The 18,163-nt window shown below is 35.9% G+C and carries 8 protein-coding genes; 7 read left to right on the top strand and 1 reads right to left on the bottom strand.

Features of this window, described 5'->3' with window-relative positions:
* Positions 1 to 9: 9 nt before the first annotated feature.
* A complete protein-coding gene (locus NLJ00_RS17105; RefSeq protein WP_256634702.1) occupies positions 10 to 3,960 on the bottom strand; it encodes a hybrid sensor histidine kinase/response regulator transcription factor in 3,951 nt (1,316 codons plus the stop codon).
* A 410-nt stretch (positions 3,961 to 4,370) separates the two neighbouring features.
* Between NLJ00_RS17105 and NLJ00_RS17110 the strand changes: the two genes are divergently transcribed.
* The 7 genes from NLJ00_RS17110 to NLJ00_RS17140 all read left to right on the top strand — a co-directional run bounded on the left by NLJ00_RS17110 (position 4,371) and on the right by NLJ00_RS17140 (position 18,009).
* Positions 4,371 to 5,420 carry a glycoside hydrolase family 43 protein gene (locus tag NLJ00_RS17110; RefSeq protein WP_256634703.1) on the top strand — a complete coding sequence of 350 codons (1,050 nt, stop codon included), beginning with the start codon at positions 4,371 to 4,373 and terminating at the stop codon, positions 5,418 to 5,420.
* A 187-nt stretch (positions 5,421 to 5,607) separates the two neighbouring features.
* Positions 5,608 to 7,773 (top strand): TIM-barrel domain-containing protein, encoded by a 2,166-nt coding sequence (locus NLJ00_RS17115; RefSeq protein WP_256634704.1) that lies wholly within the window; start codon positions 5,608 to 5,610, stop codon positions 7,771 to 7,773.
* Between the two features lie 25 nt (positions 7,774 to 7,798).
* Positions 7,799 to 10,174 carry a GH92 family glycosyl hydrolase gene (locus NLJ00_RS17120; protein ID WP_256634705.1) on the top strand — a complete coding sequence of 792 codons (2,376 nt, stop codon included), beginning with the start codon at positions 7,799 to 7,801 and terminating at the stop codon, positions 10,172 to 10,174.
* A gap of 51 nt (positions 10,175 to 10,225) precedes the next feature.
* The gene (locus NLJ00_RS17125) at positions 10,226 to 11,209 is read left to right on the top strand and encodes a glycoside hydrolase family 43 protein (RefSeq protein WP_256634706.1); all 984 of its coding nucleotides are present in this window, start codon (positions 10,226 to 10,228) and stop codon (positions 11,207 to 11,209) included.
* A 569-nt stretch (positions 11,210 to 11,778) separates the two neighbouring features.
* The gene (locus NLJ00_RS17130) at positions 11,779 to 14,919 is read left to right on the top strand and encodes a SusC/RagA family TonB-linked outer membrane protein (protein WP_256634707.1); all 3,141 of its coding nucleotides are present in this window, start codon (positions 11,779 to 11,781) and stop codon (positions 14,917 to 14,919) included.
* A 17-nt stretch (positions 14,920 to 14,936) separates the two neighbouring features.
* On the top strand, positions 14,937 to 16,829 hold the full coding sequence (locus tag NLJ00_RS17135; protein WP_256634708.1) for a RagB/SusD family nutrient uptake outer membrane protein: 1,893 nt from the start codon (positions 14,937 to 14,939) through the stop codon (positions 16,827 to 16,829).
* A gap of 16 nt (positions 16,830 to 16,845) precedes the next feature.
* Complete coding sequence (locus NLJ00_RS17140; RefSeq protein WP_256634709.1) at positions 16,846 to 18,009, top strand: SusF/SusE family outer membrane protein; 1,164 nt, start codon at positions 16,846 to 16,848, stop codon at positions 18,007 to 18,009.
* The last annotated feature ends 154 nt before the right edge of the window (positions 18,010 to 18,163 follow it).

An 18,163-nucleotide genomic window follows, 5' to 3' on the forward strand; every position in this document is an offset into this window, starting at 1 on the left:
CATTAATAATTATTTTTCGTTTGCGTTAATAAACTCCGATGGCGACATCGAGAAGCTTTTTTGGAAATTTCTGCTGAAGCTTGACTGCGAATTATAGCCCACTATTTCGGCGATTTCATAGACTTTGTATTTGCCTGAAAGCAGTAATTCTGCGGCCTTTTTCAAACGGGCGTTATTAATCAGCTCGTTTGGACTTAGATTGGAAATATCTTTAATTTTTCGGTATAAAGTTGAACGGCTCATGTGCAGAATATCGGCAAGAGATTCAACACTTAAGTTCGTGTCGGCCATATTTTGATCGATAATATCATCCAGTTTTTTAATAAATTCTTCGTCGATGGTATTATGGGCAATAGATTTTAAATGTGATAACGGAGAACTCGCATAATACTCCATAACGTGACGTCTGTTTGACAATAAATTATCGATTTGCGCCAATATAAAATCCATTGAAAATGGTTTCGGAATATAAGCATCAGCTCCAGATTCGAGGCCTTTAATACGAGTTTGGATAGCACTTAAAGCAGTCAATAAAATCACCGGAATATGACTGGTTTCGATATTAGATTTAATACGGCTGCACAATTCAATTCCGTCCATTACAGGCATTGTAATATCGCTGATAACAATATGAATCGATTGATTGTGAATAATCTTTAAAGCTTCTTCACCGTTTGCAGCTTTATAGATTTTATATTCTTTACTCAATTCTTTACTCATAAAATTGAGCAGTTCCAGATTATCTTCCACAATCAGGATTTGGGTTTTTACATTTTTAGCCGTAATCTCATTTTCAAATTCTTCATCATTATCTTTTATCGTATCTGCCGAATCTTTATACAAATGAAATTCACTTTGCTGACGCAGCGGTAGTCGCAAAACAAACGTATTCATCGAATCGTCTACAAACTGCAGTTTTAAAGTTCCGTTATGCAGTTCCGTTAAAGAGTGGGCGAGAGATAATCCAATTCCGGTTCCGGTTTGTGTTTCAGAACCTAAAATTCTAAAGAAAGGTTCGAAAATTTTACTTTTAAGGCTTTTCGGAATTAAATTTCCATCATTTTTAACGATAAATTCCAGTGAATCTTCATCTCTGAACAAAGTTATAATCACTTCTTTTTTAGCATATTTAATAGCATTGCTAATTAAATTGGTCAGGATTTTTCGAATGGCTTCTTCATCAACAAAAGCATAGATGTTTTTTTCTCCTAATACTAATTCTAAGTGAATATTTTTTTCTTCAATTAAAGGTGTAAACTGCAAATGTAATTGTCTGACTAATAATGAAATATTTGTTTCCACAAAAGTCAGTCCCAAACCTTCCATTTCTGTTTTTCTAAAGTCCAGAAGCTCGTTTACCAAATTCAATAAACGGGAAGTGTTTTTCTCCATTATAGATAAATTCGGGATAATTTCCGGAGACTCGTACGTTCTTTTTAATAAACTTTCTAACGGACTTTTAATCAGCGTTAAAGGTGTTCGTATTTCATGTGCGACATTAGTAAAAAATTCAATCTTTGCATGATAAATTTCTTTCTCTTTCTCGTTATTCAGGTTGGCAATTTTCTGGTTATTTTCCTTGATATTCATATGATGATATCTACGTAAAAGCCAGTAAAGACATCCCGAAATAATTAAAAAATACAAGAAAAAAGCATAACCGCTTGCCCAAAAAGGCGGTAAAATAGTAATCTCTACGACAGCTTCTTTACTCCAGATTCCGCCCGCGCTTAACGATTTTACCCTGAATTTATAACTGCCGGAAGGAAGTTCAGTAAAAAACACTTTATTGTTTTTATTCAGATAAACCCAGTCATCGCTGATTCCGTCAAGCTTATACCAATATTGCGTAAGTTCAGGAGCGGTGTAACTTAACGAAGCAAAATCGATATTAAAATTGGACTGGTCACTTTTTAAAGTAATTTTCTTGATATACGAAACAGATTCGTCAAGCGGAGAATCTTTATCATTTACAATTACATCCTGATTATTAATTTGAAGTCCCGTAATGAAAATGGGAGGATTGTATTTGTAAGTGCTGAAATTTTTAGGATTAAAACTAATCATTCCGTTCAGATTTCCAAAATACATATCTCCGTTTGAATCCCTAAAAGCAGAGCTGTAATTAAACTGATCGCTCAGTAAACCGTTTGCTGTCGTGAAAATTTTAACTGCTTTTGTTTTATAATTAAATTTGACTAATCCTTTTGAAGTGGTTATGCATAAATTCTGATTTTCATCTTGTAAAATAGAATAAATTACGTTGCTCGAAAAACCATCTTTAGTCGTGAATTTTTTGAATGCTTTCGTTCTAAAATCAAATAAATTCAACCCATTTTCGGTAGCAATCCAAAGGTTGTTCTGCTTGTCCTGAAAAATCGAAGTGATAAAGTCATTGCTGATACTTTTATCCTCTTTAAAATCGTGTCTGTAAACTGCTTTTTCTTTCGTTTTTGGGTTATAATAAAACAATCCGTCGCGATAAGATCCCGCCCATAAATTCCCGTCTTTGTCGTTAAACATACAGGTAAAATGTGTGCTTTCTGAAAAATAATCACAGATTTTAAAACTGTCATTTTTCTCATCATACAAATAAATTCCAACAGATGTTACTACGTATAATTTCTTATCGGGAGTTTCGTAAAACGTAACAATAAAATCACTTTTAAAACTGCTTGTCGTATGGTCATAATGTTTGATAACCCTTCCGGTTGCAGCGTCCATAACGTCCAGTCCGTGTTCAAAAGTTCCAATCCAGATTTTATTACCTCTGGGTAAAACGCCGTGTATATTATAAAATGAAAGTCCCGATTTTGTTCCATCGGGTTTAAAATTTACAAATTTCTTAGTCTGCAAATTAAACTTGTTGATTCCGGCATCTTCAGTACCAATCCAGAGATTTCCCTGATTGTCTTTGTGAATTTCCCGAACGGCACTTCCAACAATTGCATTTTCACTTTTTCTAGGGAAATATTTCTTAAACTGATCGTATTGTTTTTGATGATAATTGACACCGCCAAAATAAGTCCCAATCCAGACACCGTTTTCTTTATCAATTGTAATACAATACGCCGCATTGTCTGAAATCGCATAAGGATCACTCGGACTTTTGCGTAGATTTCGGGTTGTTTTATTCTTTAAATTATAAATATAAACACCAGATTCGCTGGCAATCCACAATTCATTTTTGTTTCTTTTAAACTGACGAACAAAAACCGGTTTTTCGACATCATTGATAAAAGGTGCAGTTTTTCCCGTTGCCACATCATATTTGTAAATACCATGATCACGCGTTCCAATTAAAATCGAGTTAGCATCTAAAGCATAAATTACAGAGATTGAAAAAGTACTGTTGGGCATTTGCACTTTAATCTTATCAAAACTCTGCGTCGCTTCAGAATAGCGGTATAAATCATCGTAAGAAGAAACCCAGATCACGCCATTTTTATCGCAGGTTATCGAAGTGGCATAAAAGGAATTTCTGCCGTCAAACATTCTGGTTTCTTTGGTGTCAACATTATATTTAATTAATGTTCCAATAGAAATAAACCATAAATTATTCTTTAAATCATTATCAATATCATTAATACGGTTGTTGATTGCTTCGTTTATAAAAGTAAATTTCTCCAGTTTTTTATCATAGGAATACAAACCTTTATCAGTTCCTACCCAGATATAATTTTTGAATTCATGCAGTGACTGAATGTAATTTATTCCTAAGGAAGTTTTAGGATCGGCGCCGCTTCGGAAGGTCTTAAAATGATAACCGTCAAAACGGTTCAAACCATCTTTGGTACCAAACCATAAAAATCCGTCTTTGTCCTGAATAGAAGCCAAAACGGTATTGTTAGACATTCCGTTTTCGACCTTATAATGTTTAAAATAATATTCCTGACTAAAAATGGTGGTAGACAAAAAGAAAAAGTAAACTAATGTCCCAAGTTTTAAAAAGCGCTGCATGTAAATGTCTTTATTAATTTTTTATAAAAATAGTTTCCCCTTTTGTGTCACAAGCATTCATTTTGATTTTTATCTCGCTTTTGCCTTGTTTTAAAAGGACATTTGAACCATTTGAACACAATTGTGAAACAAAATGAGATAAAAATAAAGTGAGCTGTGTGCTACTTTGGTCAAAAATTAAATTGATATTTTTTTAATATATAAATTATGGAATTGTTGAAAAATAAGCAAAATATTTTGAAAGGACTCAAAATAAACAGCAATAGAGCGATTGCAATATTACTTATATTTTTAATAATACAAATGAAATTCTTAAAAGTTATTTTTTAAAATCATATCGAATAATCTAACCTAAAAAACAAAAAACAAAAGCGACCAGCAATGGATCAAAAAAACACCAAAAGTTATTTATGAAAAGAAAAAAATCCATACTAAAACAAACACTGTTGTTAATGCTGTTTGGTATCGCAGGCAATATTGCATCTGCGCAGCAAACCTTTTCGAATCCTATTCTGGATTATGGGCCAGATCCTTACAGTACGTATCATGATGGCTATTATTACTACACGCATACCATGCAGGATCGTTTGGTGCTTTTAAAATCAAAAAATCTGGCAGATTTAAAAAATGCCGAAAAGAAAACCATTTGGATTGCGCCTAAAAACACCGATTATTCTGCTGAAATCTGGGCGCCGGAATTTCATTTCATCAACAACAAATGGTACGTGTATTTTGCTGCAGACAACGGTTCTAACAATACACACCGAATGTATGTTTTAGAAAATGATTCAAAAAATCCGATGGAAGGAGAATGGGTTTTTAAAGGAAAAATTGCCGCCGAAACAGATAAATGGGCCATTGACGGAAATGTATTTACGTATAAAAAACAATTGTACATGATTTGGTCAGGATGGGAAGGAGATACCAACGGACAGCAGAATATTTATATTGCCAAAATGAAAAGCCCAACTCAAATTGACGGAGACAGGATGAGAATTTCAAGTCCGTCAAATCCTTGGGAATTGTTTGGTGCATTACATGACGATGTAAATCCGCCGCAGGTAAATGTAAATGAAGGCCCTCAATTTTTATCTCATAAAAATAAAGTGTTTATTGTTTTTTCTGCAAGCGGATGCTGGACAGATAATTATAGTTTAGGACTTTTAACCTTTACAGGGAAAGATAATTTACTGGATGCTTCGGCTTGGGTAAAATCGGATAAGCCTATTTTAGGTCAATCCGATAAAAATAAAGTATATGCCCCGGGACATAATTCGTTTTTTAAATCGCCAAACGGTAAAGAAGACTGGATTTTGTACCATGCTAATTCTAATCCGGGAGAAGGCTGCGGCGAAAAAAGATCGCCAAGAATGCAGCAGATCAAATGGGATAAAAGCGGAAATCCTGTAATTGGAGATCCAATGTCGGAAGAAGCTGTGCTGGCTATTCCGGCTATGTAAAAGAACTATTTTTAAAATAAAATAAAACTGTCTTTTGGCTTGTCATTTTATTGACTGTGCAAAAGGCAGTTCATAGCTTATAATTGAAAAACACAAAATTTGTCAATATTTTTATAAATATACTAAAACGTTTTAGTATATTCGCATATGTTGATTCATAACCGTTTATAACATTTAACTTACTAACATGAATTTAAAACCTATTTTATTTTCCTTTTTAATTGCAGCAGGAATAACCACAACAACTGCTCAGGAAATTTCAGTATTAAAATCTTCATTAGTCGGGAACAGAATTGCAGAATTTATTCCTAAAGGATTTGATAAAAACAAAACGCCATCGTTAATTCTTGCTTCTGAACCAAAAGCAAAAGGAAAACTGCCATCAGACTGGTCGCTGGTTCCTGAATTTACTTTCAAAAATGAAAAAGCAAGTGCCGTTCTTAATCTTAAAGGCGATATAAGCCTTTACGGCGGAGGCGAAGTTACCGGTCCGTTATTGCGTAACGGACAATCGATAAAATTATGGAATACTGATACCGGAGCTTACAGCGTTGAAGGCGGAAAAAGATTGTATCAAACACATCCGTGGGTTATGGGAGTTCGTGCAGATGGTTCTGCTTTCGGAATTATCTTTGACAGTACCTGGAAAGCGGAGTTAATTACCAATTCAAATCAGATTATTTATAATTCTGAAGGCGCTTTATTCAGAGTTTATATTATTGATAGAAAATCTCCTCAGGAAGTTATAAAAGGACTTTCGGAATTAACGGGAACTATAAAATTACCGCCTCGTTGGGCATTAGGATATCACCAATGTCGATTTTCTTATGACAGCGAAAAACGTGTTATGGAAATCGCCGATACTTTTAGGGAAAAGAAAATTCCGTGTGACGTAATCTGGATGGATATTGATTATATGCAGGGTTACAGGGTTTTTACTTTTGACAGTATTCGATTCAAAAATCCGAAAGTCTTAAACGACAATTTGCACAAAAAAGGATTTCGTGCTGTTTACATGATCGATCCGGGTGTGAAAGTAGATAAAGATTATGCTGTTTATAATTCGGGAACACAAAGTGATGTTTGGGTGAAGCAAAACAACGGAGAAGAATATCACGGTAAAGTATGGCCGGGAGATTGTGCTTTTCCTGATTTTACAAGTCCAAAAACAAGAAATTGGTGGGGCGGACTTTACAAAGATTTCTTAGCGACAGGAATTGACGGCGTTTGGAACGATATGAACGAACCTGCCGTAAATGATAATGATTTTCCCGAAGACAAACGTTTGGGAACAATGCCGTATGATACACCGCATAAAGGAGGCGGAAATTTACCGCAGGGTTCTCACTTGTTGTATCACAACGCTTACGGACGTTTAATGGTAGAAGCATCTTATAACGGAATTTTAAAAACAAATCCATCAAAACGCCCATTCTTGCTTACAAGATCTAATTTATTGGGAGGACAGCGTTATGCAGCAACCTGGACAGGAGATAACTATGCGGGCTGGGATCATTTAAAATTATCGGTTCCAATGTCGCTTACTTTGGGATTATCAGGACAGCCGTTTAACGGTCCGGATATTGGAGGTTTCCTTGGAAATACAGATGGAGATTTATGGGCAAACTGGCTTGGTTTTGGAGCTTTTATGCCTTTTGCACGCGGACATGCCTGCGCTGGAACAAACGATAAAGAACCTTGGGCTTACGGCGCAGAAATTGAAAAAACATCTCGTATTGCTTTAGAAAGACGTTACCGTTTATTGCCGTATTTATACACACTTTTTTATGAATCTTCAGAAACAGGATTGCCTGTTATGGCTCCGGTATTTTTTGCAGATGCTCAGGATTCACGTTTGAGAGCCGAAGAACAGGCCTTTTTATTAGGTGAAAATCTTTTGGTAGTTCCGGCTTTCGCCAAAGATCCGATACTTCCTTCAGGAATTTGGGAAAAATTAAGTTTAGTTGATGGAGACCAACAAGATAAATATCAGGCCAAATTGAGTATAAAAGGCGGAAGCATTATTCCGGCCGGAAAAATTATTCAAAACGCTGGAGAAAATTCATTCGATCCGTTGAGTCTTTTTGTATGCCTTGATAAAGACGGGAAAGCAAATGGAGATTTGTATCTGGACGAAGGAGATGGTTTTGGGTTTCAAAAACAAGATTACGCTTTAGTAACTTTTAGTGCTCAAAGAAAGGACAATTCTGTTGTGGTTAAGGTTTCTGATCAAATTGGGAAAAGAAATAGCAGCAAGGATGTAAAAGATATCATTGTAAATGTACTACTTGACGGTAAAACGTATACAGGAAAAGGAACTCTTAAAGATGGAATTACGATTACTTTAAAGTAGATTTCATTAGAATAAAAAAGCAAAATTGAATAATAAGATTTTAGATATGAAAAACATTCTGGTAAAATGCTGCATTATAACTGTTCTTTCATTCCTCAGTAATACAACTTTTGGGCAGTCGACAAAAAAGTGGTCTGATTATGTAAATCCGAATATAGGAACCGCACACAGCCGCTGGTTTTTTTATACTCCGGGCGCAATGCCGTTTGGACTTGCAAAACTGGGACCTTCTACAAATGGGCACATAGGCAATGTACAAGGTTGGGAAGCCACAGGTTATGACGACAGAGATACTTCTATCGAAGGTTTTGCTTGTCTGCACGAATTTCAGGTTGGAGGTATTGTGCTCGCACCGTCTGTTGGTAAATTGCAGACAACACCGGGAAGCCTTGAAAACCCGGAAGAAGGTTACAGATCGAGATTTGACCGAAAAGACGAATACGCTACATCAGGATATTATTCGGTTTTGTTGAAAGATTATAAAATTAAAGCAGAATTGACAGCAACAAAACGTGTAGGTTTTCAGCGATATACTTTTCCAAAATCTTCACAATCGAATATAATTTTTGATATTGGAAACAGACAAGGCGAAAGCGGTGCCGTTAAAGAATCAAAAGTTACGATTACTGAAGACGGAAGAATTGAAGGTTATGTAATTACCATACCAGAATATGTGAAAAAATATCAGGCTGGAGCCGAGGTATCAATGTATTTCTCGGCAGTTTTAGATAAAAAACCAACTGCTTTTGGCACATTCAATAAACAGGGAATTCAGGCCAATGTAAAAGAAATTACCGGAGAAGGCGCGGGAGTTTACCTCACTTTTGACACCAAAGAAAATGAAATGATTACCGTAAAAATAGGTTTATCGTATACATCTGTAGCTAATGCCAGACTTAATCTTGAAACTGAAGCCAAGAGTTTAAATTTCGCAGCAGCGAAAAAACAAAGTCTAGCAACGTGGAATGATTATTTAGGAAGGATAGCCGTAGAAGGTAAAAATGAAAATGATAAAATTAAATTTTACACCGGATTATACCACGCTTTATTAGGACGCGGACTAGGAAGTGATGTCAATGGTGCTTATCCAATGAACAATGGCAAAATAGGTCAGATTCCTTTGGATGCAAAAGGAAAACCGCAGCACAATTATTATAATACCGATGCCATTTGGGGAGGATTCTGGAATTTAACGCAATTATGGGCACTTGCATATCCTGAATATTATGCAGACTGGGTTCAGGGACAAATTCTGGTATACAAAGATGCGGGCTGGCTTGGTGACGGAATCGCGAATAGTAAATATGTATCTGGCGTAGGCACAAACTTTACCGGACTTGCAATAGCCTCGGCTTATAATTCTGGCATTCGTAATTTTGATGTAGAAAAAGGATATGAAGCCGCTCTAAAAAATGAATTAGAATGGAAAGGCAGAATTGAAGGCGCCGGAAAAATGGATGTGAAACAGTTTGTAGAATTAGGCTATTCGCCGTATTTGGATAATATGGATTATCAAACGAATACGCAAGGTTCAGGGTTTTCGGCTTCGCATACTTTAGAATATTCTTATAGTGCTTATGCGGTAGCGCAATTTGCTAAAGCTTTGGGCAAAACGCAGGACTATGAAAAACTTATAAAATTAGCCGACGGCTGGAAACTAATTTACGATAAGGAAACAACATTTATCAGGCCTAAATATGCAAACGGAGAATTTATAAAAGATTTTGATCCGTCGCAGCCGTGGAGAGGTTTTCAGGAAGGAAATGCGTGGCAGTATACTTTTTATGTTCCGCATAATGTTCCGGAATTGGTTTCTGTTTTAGGAAAAGATACTTTCAACGAACGTTTGAATACTATTTTTACAAAATCTCAAAAAAATGTTTTTGGCGGCGGAACGACTATCGATGCATTTGCTGGATTATCTGGTTTTTACAACCATGGAAATCAGCCTAATCTGCATATCTCGTGGCTTTTTAATTTCTCCGGAAAACCTTATCTCACACAAAAATGGGTTCACGCCATCTGCGATGAATTTTACGGAACCGAAGGAATTCATGGTTACGGTTACGGTCAGGACGAAGATCAGGGACAATTGGGAGCGTGGTATGTTATGTCGTCTATTGGTTTATTTGATGTGAAAGGATTAACTGATATTAACCCGTCATTTCAAATTGGAAGTCCTTTGTTTGATAAAATCACCATTAAGAAATTAGGAAAAACGCGCAGTAATAATTTTGTTATTGACGTGAAAAATAATTCTAAAACAAGCATTTATTTACAAGAAGTAAAACTAAATAATACTGACTTAAAGCAGCTTTCAATTGACTTAGAAGCGATCAAAAAAGGAGGAACTTTAAATATGAAAGTAGATTCAAATCCGGCATATACGTGGTCTAATTAATTGTTAAACTTCGTAAATTGCTGTAACTAACCTTAAACCAAACCAAATGTTATGAAACAAGTATTATATTTTCTGCTGCTTATTTGGTGCACAAAAACAATTGCACAAGCAACAGCTTCAAATCAGAAAAAAAACAATAATCCCATATTTAAAGGCTGGTATGCAGATCCGGAGGGAATTATTTTTGATAAAACCTATTGGGTTTATCCCACATTTTCTGCCCGATATGAAGATCAGGTTTTTATGGATGCTTTTTCATCAAAAGATTTAAACAATTGGAAAAAACATCCCAGAATTATAGATACTTCGGCGGTAAAATGGGCAAAAAAGGCAATGTGGGCGCCATCTATCATTAAAAATAAAAACAAATACTTTTTGTTTTTTGGTGCAAATGATATTCAGAGTGACAATGAAATTGGCGGAATTGGTATTGCCGTTGCCTCAAAACCAGAAGGGCCTTATAAAGATTACTTAGGAAAACCGCTCGTTGATAAATTTTATAATGGCGCGCAGCCTATTGATCAGTTTGTATTTAGGGATAAAGACGGACAGCATTATTTAATTTACGGCGGATGGAGACATTGTAATATTGCCAAACTAAAACCTGATTTTACCGGTTTTATTCCTTTTGAAGATAAAACGGTTTTTAAAGAAATTACGCCAGAGAATTATGTTGAAGGCCCTTTCATGTTTATCAGAAATAACAAATATTACTTTATGTGGTCAGAAGGCGGCTGGACAGGGCCCGATTACTGCGTAGCCTACGCCATCGCTGATTCGCCAATGGGACCATTTAAAAGAATTGGAAAAATTTTGGAACAAGATTTTAAAATTGCCAATGGTGCCGGTCATAATTCCGTTATTAAAAAACCAGATTCTGACCAGTATTTTATAGTTTACCACCGAAGACCACTCACAGAAACCGATGGAAACTCCAGAGAAACCTGTATTGAAGAAATGCATTTTGATGAAAATGGTTTTATTAAACCCGTTGTTATCACCAACGAAGGCGTAAAAGCTAATGTGATTAAATAATTTTTAGTGATAGTTGTAGAACGTAAAAATAACGCAGTGATGCGTTATTTTTTTGCTTTGAAAGTTTTGAGTTATGATTTGTATTAGTCTTTATTCCTTAATAATACTTATTCTGAAATCATTCTGCGTCTCAAATTTCAAATTCACAAATTATAGTTTTTTAGCTGTAATTACCTACTTATAATTTACAACTCACAAACCCAAAATTACCAATTCACAATTTACATTTTATAATTAACAATCCATTTCGTCTCACATTTCTAAATTTCAGTGTTTTCAAGGCCTCGTGAATCATTTGAACACAATTATGACACGAAATGGGATTAAAATAATGTTACCAATGCGCTAATTTGGTCAAAAATTAAAATGAAATTTTTAAGAGATAAATTGAAGTATCAATAAAAAAGTATATGATATTTTATCATCTATTAAAAAATAAGAGGGTATAATCTATTATTTGTATTTACAAGATTAATCTTATTTTTTTAAAGAATACTTCAAAAAAATCTTTAGAATGAATTTTTAATTCGATAAAACTAACTTTTAACCAACCAAAAAAAATTAACCAAATGGAAATTAAAACGACTTGGAAAATGTCATCCAATCTTTTAAGCTTATTTACCCCGGGTAAAATAAAGTTTAGGAGTGCCGGATTGATTTTTTTATTGTTTCTGGGGCTCTTTGCAGAGACCAGTTATGCACAAAATGGTACTCAAAACCCCGTAAAAATTACCGGAAAAGTAATTGATTCAAAAGGATTATCATTACCCAGTGCAACCGTGATTGAAAAAGGTACTAAGAATGCAGTCACGGCAGACTTTGACGGAACTTTTACCATTACAGTATCATCTCCGCAAGCGATACTTGTATTTAGATTTATTGGAATGAAAGAGGTCGAAAAACCTTTAAATAATGCCAAAACAATAACCGTAACCATGGTAGACGAAACCAGCGACCTTCAGGCCGTTGTAGTTGTAGGTTACGGAACTCAGAAAAAAGCCTCGGTTGTAGGAGCGATTGGAACGATAAAACCTTCGTTATTACAAGTAGGAACGGCACGTACATTAGGAAACAACCTTGCAGGTCAGATTACGGGAATTATGGCCGTACAGCGTTCAGGAGAACCGGGCTATGATCAATCCGATATTAAGATTCGTGGAATTTCTACATTTAAAGGAGGAACTAATCCGCTTGTATTGGTAGATGGAATCGAACGAAACCTTAACGATCTTGATCCTTCAGAAATAGAATCTTTCTCTGTTTTAAAAGATGCGGCCGCAAGTGCTGTATACGGAGTGAGAGGAGCAAACGGAGTTATTTTGATTAATACTAAAAGAGGTTTTGTTGGTGCGCCAAGAATTCAGGTAAGAACAGAATATTCGATTCAGGAACCTACAAAATTACCGGAGTTCATTAAAGCTGGTCCTTATATGAGACTTTTAAATGAACTGGCGGTAGAGCAGGGTAAACCGGTTTTGTTTTCTGAAGACCGTATTTCAAAAACAGAAAGTAAATACGATCCGGATTTATATCCAGATGTTAACTGGGTTGATGCCATAACTAAAGATTATGCTTTTACATCAAGATCCAATTTAAACGTTGCCGGAGGATCAGAAATTTTAAGATATGCCTTAACCGCTTCTTATTACAGCGAAAAAGGAATCCTTGCCGCAGATCCAAAACAAACTTACGATTCTGAAACAAATTTAAACAGAGCAAACGTTCGTACCAATGTCGACGTTAACGTATCTAAAACAACTTTATTAAGAGTAAATATTGGAGGATTTCTACAAAACCTTCAAAAAGGAAACAGCAGTACAGATGCTTTATTCAACACGGCTTTTGAAACAACACCGTTTGTTCATCCTGCTATTTACTCAGACGGAACTATTCCGAGAGTTTTTGCACGTGAAAATCCGTGGGCGATGAGCACGCAGCAAGGATATTACAGACAAGGCGGAAGCAAAATCGAAAGTCTGGTATCGTTAGAGCAGGATTTCAAAGATATTATTACACCGGGATTAAAAGCAAAATTTACTTATTCGTTTGACTCTTATTCAGAAAACAGAATTACACGTGGTAAATCACCGGATTATTATAACGTAGCAACTCAAAGAGACCTTGACGGAAGTTTAATTCACGGAACTGTTCAGGCTTATGGACAGGAATATCTTGGCTATGAAAGATCGGCGGAGTTTGGTAACAGACGTGTTTATCTGGAAGCGAATACAACGTATAACCGCACTTTCGGGAAACATGATTTAAGCGGACTTTTATTGTATAATCAGGACAGTTATAATGATGGAACAGCGCCACAAGCTTTTAAACATCAGGGATTAGCGGGAAGAACTTCGTATACTTTTGATAGAAAATATATTGGGGAATTTAACTTTGGTTACAACGGATCAGAAAATTTTGCAAAAGGAAACCGATACGGATTTTTCCCTTCTGTAGCCTTGGGATGGATTGCATCTGAAGAAAAATTTATGGAACCTGTTAAAGATATTTTTAATAAAATCAAACTTCGTGGTTCTTACGGATTAGTTGGAAATGACAACATTGGAGCCAACAGAAGGTTTGCTTACTTAACTACAATCAGCGATAATAATAATTCTGATTACTGGTTTGGTACAGGACAGGGAGTAAAATTTGAAGGAATTGAAGAAGGTCAGATTGGAGTAAACGATTTGACTTGGGAGAAAGTGGCAAAAGCTGATATTGGTATCGAGTTAGGAATACTGAATATGATGGACTTAACAGTAGATATATTTCAGGAGAAAAGGAAAGACATTTTTGTAGAAAGAAATACGGTTCCAACTCAGGCAGGATTTATTAATGCGCCTTGGGCCAATTTCGGAAAAATGGAAAATAAAGGAATCGAGATAGGTCTTAATATCAATAAACAGGTAACTCCGGATTTCTTTATGAGCTGGCGCGCGAACTTCACTTTTGTTGAAAACAAAGTAACAGAAAGAGACGAAGCCGAAGCCGTAAAAGGAACTTACCGTTCTGGAACAGGAATTCAAAATAATACTTTATACGGTTATACTGCAACCGGATTATATACCAATGAAGATTTTACATCGCCGGGAGTTTTAGCACCGGGACTGCCAATTCCAACTTTTGGTACAGCTTTGCGTCCGGGAGATATTAAATACGAAGATAGAAACGGTGACGGAATTATCAGCGGTTTAGACGAAGGTTTTATTGGCGGAACAACAGATCCTCAGATTGTGTATGGTTTTGGAAACAATTTAAAATACAAACAATTCGATTTTAGTTTTTTCTTTCAGGGTGTAGCCAAATCGGAGCGCATCATTGGCGGAGCGAACTTTATTCCGGGAAGCGGAACAGGAACTTTAGGAAATATTTATTCTAATTACAACGATCGCTGGACAGAAGAAAATCCAAGTCAGGATGTGTTTTGGCCAAGATTAAGTTATGGACCAAATGTTAACAATTCTGTTGCTTCAACATGGTGGAAAAAAGACATGAGTTTTGGTCGTTTAAAAACGATGGAAGTTGGATATACATTAGATAAAAAGCTAATTGAAAGATTCTATCTGCAGGGATTAAGAATCTACATCAGCGGAAATAATTTATGGTACGCTTCTAATTTTAAACTATGGGATCCGGAATTGGATACAGGAAATGGTTTAAAATATCCATCAACAAAATCAGTCCTTTTTGGATTATCAATCGGACTATAATTTAAAAAGAAATTAAAATGAAAAATATATACATTAGATCGATTTTCCTTTTTCTAGGATTATTATTATCGTCATCTTGTTCTGATTATCTGGATAAAGAAAGCGATACCGAACTTACTTTGGATGGTGTTTTTGAGAGCAAAACAAAAACAGAAAATTGGCTTGCAGGCTGTTATTCCAGAATTCCGGACCCTACATGGGGATATGCACGCAGTTTAGGATGGGAAATTTTAGGAGATGATATGACCCCATCAGAAAGATGGCGTCAGTACGACTGGCAGGTTATTCCATTTATTTTAGGAGACTGGTCAGTAGGTTCACAATGGAGCCCTGGATATTGGAACAATCTTCCACAGCGAATAAGAGAATGTAATCTGCTAATACAAAACATAAAACCATTACCGGCACAAAATTTAAATGAAGATGAAGTTCGTTTAATGATTGCAGAATGTCGTTTTTTAAAAGCCTATTATTACTCTTTATTGATCAATACATATGGTCCAATTCCTTTTAGCCCGGATGAAATTACGCCTGTAAATTATAACCTTTCAGACTTACAAGTAGGGCAGACGCCGTATGATGACATTGTAGCGTGGATTAATAAAGAACTGAAAGAAGTAGAAACAATTTTACCTGCAAATTATTCAGACGGAAGAAAATTTGGACGTGCTACATCAATTATGTGTAAAGCCGTAAGAGCCAGAATGCTGCTTTTTGCCGCAAGTCCGCTTGTTAATGGAAATTCAGAATATGCAAACCATGTTACAAAAGACGGAAAAGCATTATTTAATTCGACTTATGATGCCAATAAATGGAAAATTGCCGCAGATGCGAGTAAAGATTTAATTCTAAGTGCAGAAGCTGCGGGACATAAGTTATATACAGAAACAAACGCTGCAGGAAAAATTGACCCGTTTTTATCTTGTCAAAACTTACATCTTGTTGAAGCAAGTAAAGGAAATGGAGAAGTACTTTTTGCCCGTGTAAATGTAGAATCTAAAGAATATGACAGACATACCGCACCGGGCGGAGCAGGTGGAGCAGGAGGCTATGGCGTAACTCAATCATTAGTAGATGCCTTTTTTACCGCAAATGGTTTACCTATAACCGATTCTAATTCAGGATATGTTGAAAATGGTTTTTCTTCTCAGGACGGATACTGGACAAATGGAATAACCAAATTTAATGAAGTAAAAAGTCCGGGACTTGTAACGCTTGCAGGGACTTACAATATGTATTGTAATCGTGAACCAAGATTTTATCTGGCTGTAAATTTTGATGGTGCATGGTATACAGACGGTGATAATGCCGGAAAAGACAAAGGTAGAAAACTGGAATTTTTTAACGGTAAAAAAGACAATAACAATACTCATGATGCCCCACAAAATGGATATTTAGCCAGAAAAAGAACAGATCCAACAAGAAATCCTACTATTGGTTATTTTGCCCCTCGTCACGGAATTTTATACCGATTAGGCGAAGCTTATCTAAATTATTCTGAAGCTCTTAATGAATCTGATCCCGGAAATCCTGAAATCCTTCTTTATCTAAATAAAATTAGAACAAGAGCAGGAGTAAGAACCTATACAACTGGCGGAACAGATGTTGACAATATTCATGTAAACAGCGATCAGGAAAGTATTAGAAAAATCATCAGAATGGAACGTAGAGTTGAGCTTTGTACAGAAGGAATTCGCTATGATGATTTAAGAAGATGGAAACTGGCAGAAACGGTTTTGAATGGACAATTCTACGGAATGAACTTTAACGGTAAAAATGCTGATGAATTCTATAAAAGAACGGCGTATCAAACGAGAGTATACAGAAAATCTTTCTATTGGTTCCCGATATATTTAGCAGAAATCGAAAAGAACCCTAATTTAATTCAGGCTCCTTTCTGGGACAAATAACTAAAAATCAAAGCAAATGAAAAATATAAAAAATATTATCTCATTTATAATAATGAGTTTGGTTTTTGTCTCCTGTGAAGACAGCGGACTTGAAAATCAGGATTGGCTTAAGCAGCCTAATTTTGCCAATCCTTTGACGATAACACTTTCGAGCAAAGAAATTGTATTAACTAAAGATAATGAAGCGGCAAACGCCATAACATTTACGTGGACACAAGGAAATGACAGAGGAGCCGGAACCAGCCTGACGTATTTTTTCAGAATGGATATCGCAGGAAATAATTTTGGAGAAGGCGCAGCACCCGGAACAAGTACAACAATTACCGAAGAAATTCCGGCAGGTGTTTTTACCAAATCGTATACCGTAGAGCAGTTAAATGGTTTATTGCTCAAAAACTTTAAACGTCCGGGCGGAGTTATTACCAATCTGGAAGTGCAGATTATTGCGAGAGTCGATAATTCAGCACAATATCAGCTGCCGGAAGTTTCTACATCAAGTTTTGCAGTAACCAGTTACAGTCCGGGGCCATTGCCATTGTTTATGGTTGGAGATGCCATAAGCGGCGGCTGGGATTACAGTGCAGGTAAAATTTTACCGGAAAAAACAGAAAGAACTATTTACAATTTCATCGGAGATTTCTCTGTAGGTTCATTCAAAGTTATTGAAAAACCGGGCAGCGAATTACCATCTTATGATCCTATTGCAGGAAACAAAATTGTGTACAACGAAACCGAGCCAAGAAACAATGATAATGTCTTTAAAGTAACTCAGGCAGGCCGTCATTCTTTCTATCTGGATATTGATCAGGGAACTTATGCCTTTGGATATGTACCTTATGAAAATGTTTATATGGTTGGAAACGCTATAACGGGTATAGGCTGGGATATTGGAAGAGCAAAACCAATGAATTGGGATCCTCAAAACCCTGAAGTATTTACGTATAAAGGGCAATTTGATGCCGGAGAATTTAAACTTGCTTTAGACTTAGGCAACTGGGGCGGAAGATTTTTGATGCCTCCAGCAAATGGAACGGTGATAAAAGGAGAAGCATCTGATAATCCAACAGTAATGTTAATGCCAAACGGATCACCGGATAATAAATGGATTATTGAAAGCGCAGGACAATATGAGCTTACTATAAATCCGGCAAAAATGACTATTCTATTGAAAAAACTGTAATACGATGGCATAAAAATTAGATAGTTAAGTTGGAGAAGACAAGGCTTTTCAGTCCATATTGGACTGGAGAGTTTTGGATTCTTTTTTAACTTTTTTCAAGAACTAAATAAGGCATGCTTAATAGATTTCCGTTAAACGGAAAACGAAGAAGTTA

The organism is Flavobacterium panici (assembly GCF_024499525.1).
GTDB lineage: Bacteria > Bacteroidota > Bacteroidia > Flavobacteriales > Flavobacteriaceae > Flavobacterium > Flavobacterium panici.

Bases quoted from the DNA above. Each gene is read 5' to 3' on its own strand.
- NLJ00_RS17105 (WP_256634702.1), bottom strand. From the start codon at position 3,960: ATGCAGCGCTTTTTAAAACTTGGGACATTAGTTTACTTTTTCTTTTTG.
- NLJ00_RS17110 (WP_256634703.1), top strand. From the start codon at position 4,371: ATGAAAAGAAAAAAATCCATACTAAAACAAACACTGTTGTTAATGCTG.
- NLJ00_RS17115 (WP_256634704.1), top strand. From the start codon at position 5,608: ATGAATTTAAAACCTATTTTATTTTCCTTTTTAATTGCAGCAGGAATA.
- NLJ00_RS17125 (WP_256634706.1), top strand. From the start codon at position 10,226: ATGAAACAAGTATTATATTTTCTGCTGCTTATTTGGTGCACAAAAACA.
- NLJ00_RS17130 (WP_256634707.1), top strand. From the start codon at position 11,779: ATGGAAATTAAAACGACTTGGAAAATGTCATCCAATCTTTTAAGCTTA.
- NLJ00_RS17135 (WP_256634708.1), top strand. From the start codon at position 14,937: ATGAAAAATATATACATTAGATCGATTTTCCTTTTTCTAGGATTATTA.
- NLJ00_RS17140 (WP_256634709.1), top strand. From the start codon at position 16,846: ATGAAAAATATAAAAAATATTATCTCATTTATAATAATGAGTTTGGTT.